Source organism: Paracoccus sp. SM22M-07, assembly GCF_001887735.1.
In the GTDB taxonomy this organism is placed as follows: domain Bacteria; phylum Pseudomonadota; class Alphaproteobacteria; order Rhodobacterales; family Rhodobacteraceae; genus Paracoccus.
Genome location: NZ_JPKW01000004.1, coordinates 93,805 through 99,989, shown reverse-complemented (window position 1 = coordinate 99,989; position 6,185 = coordinate 93,805). Strand labels below are relative to the sequence as shown.

Sequence of the window (6,185 nt, the reverse complement as noted above, 5' to 3'; positions counted from 1 at the left end):
CCCGCCGATATCGCGGCGCTGAAAGACTGAGGCGGGCCGGGGCTGGCCCCGGTGCGCGCGACACATAAAGCACGAATGATGAGGCGAACATGTTCGATCTGACGGGTAAGACGGCGCTGGTGACCGGCGCTTCGGGCGGCATCGGCGGCGCGATCGCCACGGCGCTGCATGGGGCAGGTGCGACAGTCGCCCTGTCCGGCACGCGCGAGGCCCCCTTGCGCGAACTGGCCGACAGCCTGGGCGACCGCGCGCATGTGGTTCTGGCGAACCTGGGCGATCCCGAATCGGTGGCGGCGCTGCCCAAGGCCGCGGCCGAGGCGATGGGCGGCATCGATGTGCTGGTGAACAACGCGGGCATCACGCGCGACAACCTGTTCATGCGCATGTCGGACGACGAATGGGCGCAGGTGATGGACGTGAACCTGACCAGCGTCTTCAAGCTGTCGCGCAGCGTTCTGCGCGGCATGATGAAGGCGCGCTGGGGGCGGATCGTCAACATCACCTCGGTCGTGGGGTCGACGGGCAATCCGGGGCAGGGCAACTATGCCGCCGCCAAGGCGGGGCTGGTCGGTATGTCGAAATCGCTGGCCTATGAGGTCGCAAGCCGCGGGATCACCGTGAACTGCGTGGCGCCCGGTTTCATCGCCACGCCGATGACCGACAAGCTGACCGATGACCAGAAGGCCAAGATCCTGACCCAGATCCCCGCCGGACAGATGGGCAGCCCCGACGATATCGGCGCGGCGGTCCTCTATCTGGCCAGCCCCCAGGCGGGTTACGTCACCGGCACGACCCTGCATGTGAACGGCGGCATGGCGATGATCTGACGGGCTTGGGTCCTGCATGCAACGTCACGCGGGATCTGTTGCGAAAGCGGTTGCATGAAGGTTCATGGGTGCTATATCCCCGGCTTTAGCAGCAGGGGAACCGCCCTGTGCTGAATCGGGCCGCTTGCCCGTGCAAAAAATGGGCGGATGCCCGCGAGAATGAGGATATGACATGAGCGATATCGCTGATCGCGTGAAGAAGATCGTAGTCGAGCACCTGGGCGTTGACGAAGACAAGGTGGTCGAATCCGCTTCGTTCATCGACGATCTGGGTGCCGACAGCCTCGACACCGTCGAGCTGGTTATGGCCTTCGAGGAAGAGTTCGGGATCGAGATCCCCGATGACGCCGCCGAAACCATCCAGACGGTTGGCGACGCCGTGAGCTTCATCAAAGGCGCGGTCTGATCCGACGCTTTCGGTTGCCCGGTCACGGGCGACACTCATGACGGCGCTTCCCGCAAGGGGGGCGCCGTTTCTTCATTCCCCGTTCCTTCATCCCAAGGACATGGACGGAACCGGCGTGCGGCGGTTCGGGTTGTAGGCCCGAATGACGACAAAGGAGCTGATCATGGCTGTGAAGTTGAAGGGGCTGACCGATAACGCCCGCAAGACCGCGATCTCGGAACTCAATGCCCGGCTGGCAGATGGCCTTGCGCTGTCGATGGCCATCAAGCAGGCGCATTGGAACATGAAGGGCATCAACTTCATCGCGGTTCATGAATTTGTCGACGGGGTGAATGCCCGCCTGAACGAACATCTGGACACCTTTGCCGAACGCATCCAGATCCTGGATGGCGTCGCCATCGGCACGGCCGAAAATGTGGCCAAGGAATCGACGCTGAAGCCCTATCCCACCGACGTGACCAAGGTGAACGACCACCTGAAGGAACTGTGCGACCGTCTGCGCGATCATGGTGAAAACCTGCGCAAGGCCATCGACATCACCGACGAAGCCGGTGAGGCCGATACCGCCGACATCTTCACCGCCGCGTCGCGGACAGCCGACAAGGATCTGTGGTTCCTGGAAAGCCACCTGGAATAACGGACCCGTCGGACCGAAGGAAAGGGCGCCCAGATGGCGCCCTTTTTCTGTCATGGGCGTCAGCGACCCAGCTTGGCGTGAACTTCGGCGATGTCGACCTCGCCCACGGGGAACTTGTTGTCCGGATCGTCGAAGTCGTATTTGAACAGCTGGAAATCGTCCTTGTAGATTTCCCAGATCAGGTGGCGCGACAGGTCGTCGAAATAGTCGCTGACCTTATGGGCACGCTTGGGGCCGTGGCCTTCGGATTCGTTGAAGCGCGGCACCTGGCCCAGATCGATCCCGACCTTGGTATCGGCGGCATCCAGAACCTTCTGCATGCCTTCGTTGAAGGTTTCGGTATGGAAGATCTGGTCATAGCGTCCGCCGTTCACGATGAAGGTCGAGATATGCCCGGACATGGCCGACCAGTGGATGTCGGGTTCCATCGGCTTGCGGAACCGGATGGTGTCACGCGCGAACAGCAGGAAACGGCGGAAGCTGGCGACTTGGTCGAAATCGAACCCGTTTTCGGGGCTGCCGACATCGATGCCATAGCGTTGGGTCAGCTGCGGCACCAGATTGCCGCGGTAACGGCGGCCATTGCGCTGGATGCCGGCAATCTTGTCGAAAAACGACGACAGCAAACGGGCATAAGGGTTCCTGACGCAGGTGAAGGCGACGGCCTCATGGGCGCGGACGGCCCGTTCGATCGGTTCGTGGCTGTAATCCTGGGCCCATTTATGCAGGCCTTCGGTTGAATCGTGGATGTCACCGTCAAAGAACCGCCCGTGATCGGAATGGTACATGATCTGGCCGATGGTCGAGCAGGCGCATTTCGGCACGACCCGATAGACCATGCTTTCACTTTCCGTCATCCAGACGCCGGGAAAACCCATGAAAATACTTCTCCGAATTGCGAGCATCTGACCCGGTGAACGGGGGCCCAACGGCCATGCTGCTTGTCCCAACGATAAAAATGGTTACACATTCAGAACAAAACCGACAGAGATTTTCAACGTCTTACGTCCGTTCGAGTGTAATCATTGCGGGGGAAGTCTTCGAAACATGGCGCGTATTGCCTTCATTCTGCTGACCCACAAGGATCCACAGGGTGTGATCGATCAGGCGCGGCGCCTGACGGCGACGGGCGATTACGTTTCGATCCATTTCGACAAGCGCGCGCCCGCCGGGATGTTCCAGCAGATCAAGCAGGCGCTTGGCGATCATCCGGGCGTTGCATTCGCGCAAAAGCGGCTGAAATGCGGTTGGGGGGAATGGTCGCTGGTGGCAGCCACCCTCGAGGCGTTGCGCGCCGCCGAGGCCGCCTTTCCCCAAGCGACCCATTTCTACATGCTGTCGGGCGATTGCATGCCCATCAAGTCGGGCGAATTCGCGCGCAATTTCCTGGACGACGAGGAATGCGACTATATCGAAAGCTTCGATTTCTTCGAGAGCGACTGGATCAAGACGGGTTTCAAGGAAGAGCGCCTGATCTATCGGCACTGGTTCAACGAACGCACCCAGAAATGGCTGTTCTACACCAGCTATGACCTGCAGAAGCGGTTCGATCTGACGCGCGCGGTGCCCAAGGACATCCAGGTGATGATCGGGTCGCAATGGTGGTGCCTGCGGCGCCAGACCATCGAGGCGATCCTGGAGCTGATCCGCCGCCGCCCCGAGATCGTGCGCTTCTTCAGCACCACCTGGATCCCCGATGAAACCTTTTTCCAGACGCTTGTGGCCCATGTGGTGCCCAAGACCCAGATCCGCACGCGGACGCTGACCTTCCTGATCTTCACCGATTACGGGATGCCGGTGACCTTCTACAACGACCACTATGACCTGTTGCTGCGTCAGGATTACCTCTTTGCCCGCAAGATCAGCCCCGAGGCGCTGGAGCTGCGGGCAAGGCTGGGTGCCTTGTGGCAGACCACCGGCCAGAATTTTCCCATCGCGGCCGAAGGGCGGCGATTGTTCAGCTTTCTGACCGGGCGGGGCCGGATCGGTCGCCGCTTTGCGCCGCGGTTCTGGGAAACGGATGGCAGTCTGGGCAATGACCGCGTCGCCCATATCATCGTGGCCAAGAAATGGCATGTGGCCAAGCGGCTGACCGCCGCGGCGCGGCGGCATACCGACATTCCCGCGGTCGATTACCTGTTCAACGAGGAGGAGGCCCACCTGCCCGAGATGGGCGGCGTCGAATCCTCGCTTGGCAAGCGCCAGCGCCACCGCCGCGCGCTGGTCAAGCTGCTGTTCGACCAGTTCGGCGCCGAGAGGCTGGCCTTTTGCGTGGACCCATCGGCCCTGTCGCTGATCACGGATTTCGACAATGACCGGTCCGAGGTGCGCATCCTGTTCATCGACTGCAGGTTCGACGACGATTACGTGCGCGGGCATATGGGCCGCGTGGGGCTGGTGGCCGACGATGCCCCGCAGGCGCAGATCGAGAGCCTGCTGCCCATCGTGCGGCGCGATCTGCAGCACGAGGCCGAGCGGCTGAAGGAGGCGGGATTCACTCATCTTTCCATCATCTCGGAGACGGCGGGGCCGGCGAAGAACGCCGAGGCCTTGGCCGGTTTCTTCAAGATCCCGGCCGACAGCGCGCGTATCCTGGCCGAAACACCGCATCTTTTTGACGACTAGAAAGGTTTCACGATGGGCTTTGCCTATGACGACAGCAACATCTTCGCCAAGATCCTGCGCGGAGAGATCCCGAACGACACGGTCGCGGAAAACGATCACGCGTTGGCCTTCCGCGACATCTCGCCCAAGACGCCGACCCATGTGCTGGTGATCCCGAAGGGGTCCTATGTCAGCTTCGACGATTTTTCGGCCAATGCGTCGGACGCGGAGATCGCGGGCTTCATGCGGCTTTGTGCGCAGGTCGTGGCGTCCGAGGGCGTGGGCCTGGAGGCGGGCAAGGGTTTCCGCGCCATCACCAATGCCGGCGAGCACGGCGTGCAGGAGGTGCCGCATTTCCACCTGCACATCATGGGCGGTCGGATGATGGGGCCGATGGTCAGCCTGCGCGACTGATCAGCCTGTCGCGCGGCAGGGTCACTTGTCGCGCGTCAGTTCCACGAAGACGTCTTCCAGGTCGGGCTGTTCGGTCGCCACATCCAGGATGGGGATGCCCGCGCCCCGCAGCGCGTCCAGGACCTGATCGGCCCGCAGTCGCGAGGGCGGATAAGTCAGGGCCAGCCTGCCATCGGTGCGGCGTTCGTGGCGCACGCCCTCGGGCAGGGGGGGCAGGGTGACGGGCCCGCCCGTGTCCAGCACCAGCGTCTTGCCGTCGGTGCGCGACAGCAAGTCGCGGGTGTTCTGACGCACCACCAGTTCGCCGTGGTTGATGATGGCGATCTCGTCGCACATCTGTTCGGCCTCTTCCAGGTAATGGGTGGTCAGGATGATGGTCATGCCCTGTTCGTTCAGCTTGCGGACATTGGCCCACAGCATCTCGCGCAGGGTGATGTCGACGCCCGCGGTCGGTTCGTCCAGCACCAGGATCTGGGGGCGGTGAACCAGCGCCTTGGCCAGAAGCAGCCGCCGCTTCATGCCGCCCGACAAGTTGCGGGCATAGGCATTGGCCTGATCCGTCAGCCCCACCAGCGCCAGCAGCTCGTCCGTCCAGCGTTCGGATTTCGGAACGCCGTAGAGGCCCGCCTGCACCTCCAGGCTGGCGCGGGGGGTGAAGAACGGGTCCATGTTCAGTTCCTGGGGCATGACCCCGATGGCCGCGCGCGACTGGCGCGGGTTCACGTCCTGGTCGAAACCCCAGATGACCACCTGTCCCGCGGTCTTGTTCACCAGCCCTGCAAGGATGTTGATCATGGTGGATTTGCCCGCGCCGTTCGGACCCAGAAGGCCGAAGATGCTGCCAGCCCTGATGATCAGGTCCACCCCCTTCAGAGCGTGTTTGGCGGGGGCGTTGCCTTGGGCGGCATAGGTCTTGCGAAGACCGGTGATCTGAAGTGCATCGGGCATGGGACAATCCTTGCAGTGCTTGCGAAGGCAGGCGGCGCTGCGCTATTGGGGTTAGACCAGATGCAGCCCGCCGCCACAAGAAGGCCAGCCCATGACCCAGTCCGATCTTCATCACGTCACGCCCGAAACGCCCCTGTCGACCGAAACCGGTCCCGAGGCGATGAACCTGCCCGCGCCCGTGACCGAAGTCGTCACCAAGTGGCGCGTCAGCTGCGACGGCGACGATGCGGCGGGTCTGGGCCATCCGCGCGTCTGGCTGGCCATCGCCCCCGAGGCGGGCTATGTCGATTGCGGATATTGCGACAAGCGCTTTGTCATCGACCGCGCGCACGCCCACGACGACCACTGA

8 protein-coding genes are annotated in these 6,185 nt (G+C 62.5%); 6 read left to right on the top strand and 2 right to left on the bottom strand.

Annotated features, from left to right (window positions below; genetic code table 11):
* The first annotated feature begins 89 nt into the window (after positions 1 to 89).
* From fabG to dps, 3 genes are all read left to right on the top strand, one after another.
* Entirely contained in the window at positions 90 to 827 is a 738-nt protein-coding gene (fabG, locus tag IE00_RS07380) for a 3-oxoacyl-ACP reductase FabG (RefSeq protein WP_072296444.1), read from the top strand.
* A 172-nt stretch (positions 828 to 999) separates the two neighbouring features.
* Positions 1,000 to 1,233 (top strand): acyl carrier protein, encoded by a 234-nt coding sequence (locus IE00_RS07375; protein WP_072296443.1) that lies wholly within the window; start codon positions 1,000 to 1,002, stop codon positions 1,231 to 1,233.
* Between the two features lie 163 nt (positions 1,234 to 1,396).
* Positions 1,397 to 1,870 carry a DNA starvation/stationary phase protection protein Dps gene (gene dps, locus IE00_RS07370; RefSeq protein ID WP_072296442.1) on the top strand — a complete coding sequence of 158 codons (474 nt, stop codon included), beginning with the start codon at positions 1,397 to 1,399 and terminating at the stop codon, positions 1,868 to 1,870.
* A gap of 59 nt (positions 1,871 to 1,929) precedes the next feature.
* Here dps and IE00_RS07365 read toward each other — a convergent pair whose 3' ends face one another.
* Positions 1,930 to 2,748 carry a sulfotransferase family protein gene (locus IE00_RS07365; protein WP_072296441.1) on the bottom strand — a complete coding sequence of 273 codons (819 nt, stop codon included), beginning with the start codon at positions 2,746 to 2,748 and terminating at the stop codon, positions 1,930 to 1,932.
* Positions 2,749 to 2,917: 169 nt separating this feature from the next.
* Here IE00_RS07365 and IE00_RS07360 point away from each other — a divergent pair, with 169 nt between their 5' ends.
* Positions 2,918 to 4,495, top strand: coding sequence for a DUF5928 domain-containing protein (locus IE00_RS07360; RefSeq protein WP_072296440.1), 1,578 nt, complete (start codon positions 2,918 to 2,920; stop codon positions 4,493 to 4,495).
* A 12-nt stretch (positions 4,496 to 4,507) separates the two neighbouring features.
* On the top strand, positions 4,508 to 4,888 hold the full coding sequence (locus tag IE00_RS07355) for an HIT domain-containing protein (protein WP_072296439.1): 381 nt from the start codon (positions 4,508 to 4,510) through the stop codon (positions 4,886 to 4,888).
* A gap of 21 nt (positions 4,889 to 4,909) precedes the next feature.
* Here the strand turns inward: IE00_RS07355 and IE00_RS07350 are convergent, their stop codons facing one another.
* Positions 4,910 to 5,836 carry an ABC transporter ATP-binding protein gene (locus IE00_RS07350; protein ID WP_072296438.1) on the bottom strand — a complete coding sequence of 309 codons (927 nt, stop codon included), beginning with the start codon at positions 5,834 to 5,836 and terminating at the stop codon, positions 4,910 to 4,912.
* 160 nt (positions 5,837 to 5,996) lie between these two features.
* On the opposite strand from IE00_RS07350, the gene IE00_RS07345 reads away from it, so the two are divergent.
* Positions 5,997 to 6,185, top strand: a complete 189-nt coding sequence (locus IE00_RS07345; RefSeq protein ID WP_072296845.1) for a zinc-finger domain-containing protein — start codon at positions 5,997 to 5,999, stop codon at positions 6,183 to 6,185.

Coding starts and splice junctions, on each gene's coding strand:
- fabG (WP_072296444.1), top strand. CDS start 90: ATGTTCGATCTGACGGGTAAGACGGCGCTGGTGACCGGCGCTTCGGGC.
- IE00_RS07375 (WP_072296443.1), top strand. CDS start 1,000: ATGAGCGATATCGCTGATCGCGTGAAGAAGATCGTAGTCGAGCACCTG.
- dps (WP_072296442.1), top strand. CDS start 1,397: ATGGCTGTGAAGTTGAAGGGGCTGACCGATAACGCCCGCAAGACCGCG.
- IE00_RS07365 (WP_072296441.1), bottom strand. CDS start 2,748: ATGGGTTTTCCCGGCGTCTGGATGACGGAAAGTGAAAGCATGGTCTAT.
- IE00_RS07360 (WP_072296440.1), top strand. CDS start 2,918: ATGGCGCGTATTGCCTTCATTCTGCTGACCCACAAGGATCCACAGGGT.
- IE00_RS07355 (WP_072296439.1), top strand. CDS start 4,508: ATGGGCTTTGCCTATGACGACAGCAACATCTTCGCCAAGATCCTGCGC.
- IE00_RS07350 (WP_072296438.1), bottom strand. CDS start 5,836: ATGCCCGATGCACTTCAGATCACCGGTCTTCGCAAGACCTATGCCGCC.
- IE00_RS07345 (WP_072296845.1), top strand. CDS start 5,997: ATGAACCTGCCCGCGCCCGTGACCGAAGTCGTCACCAAGTGGCGCGTC.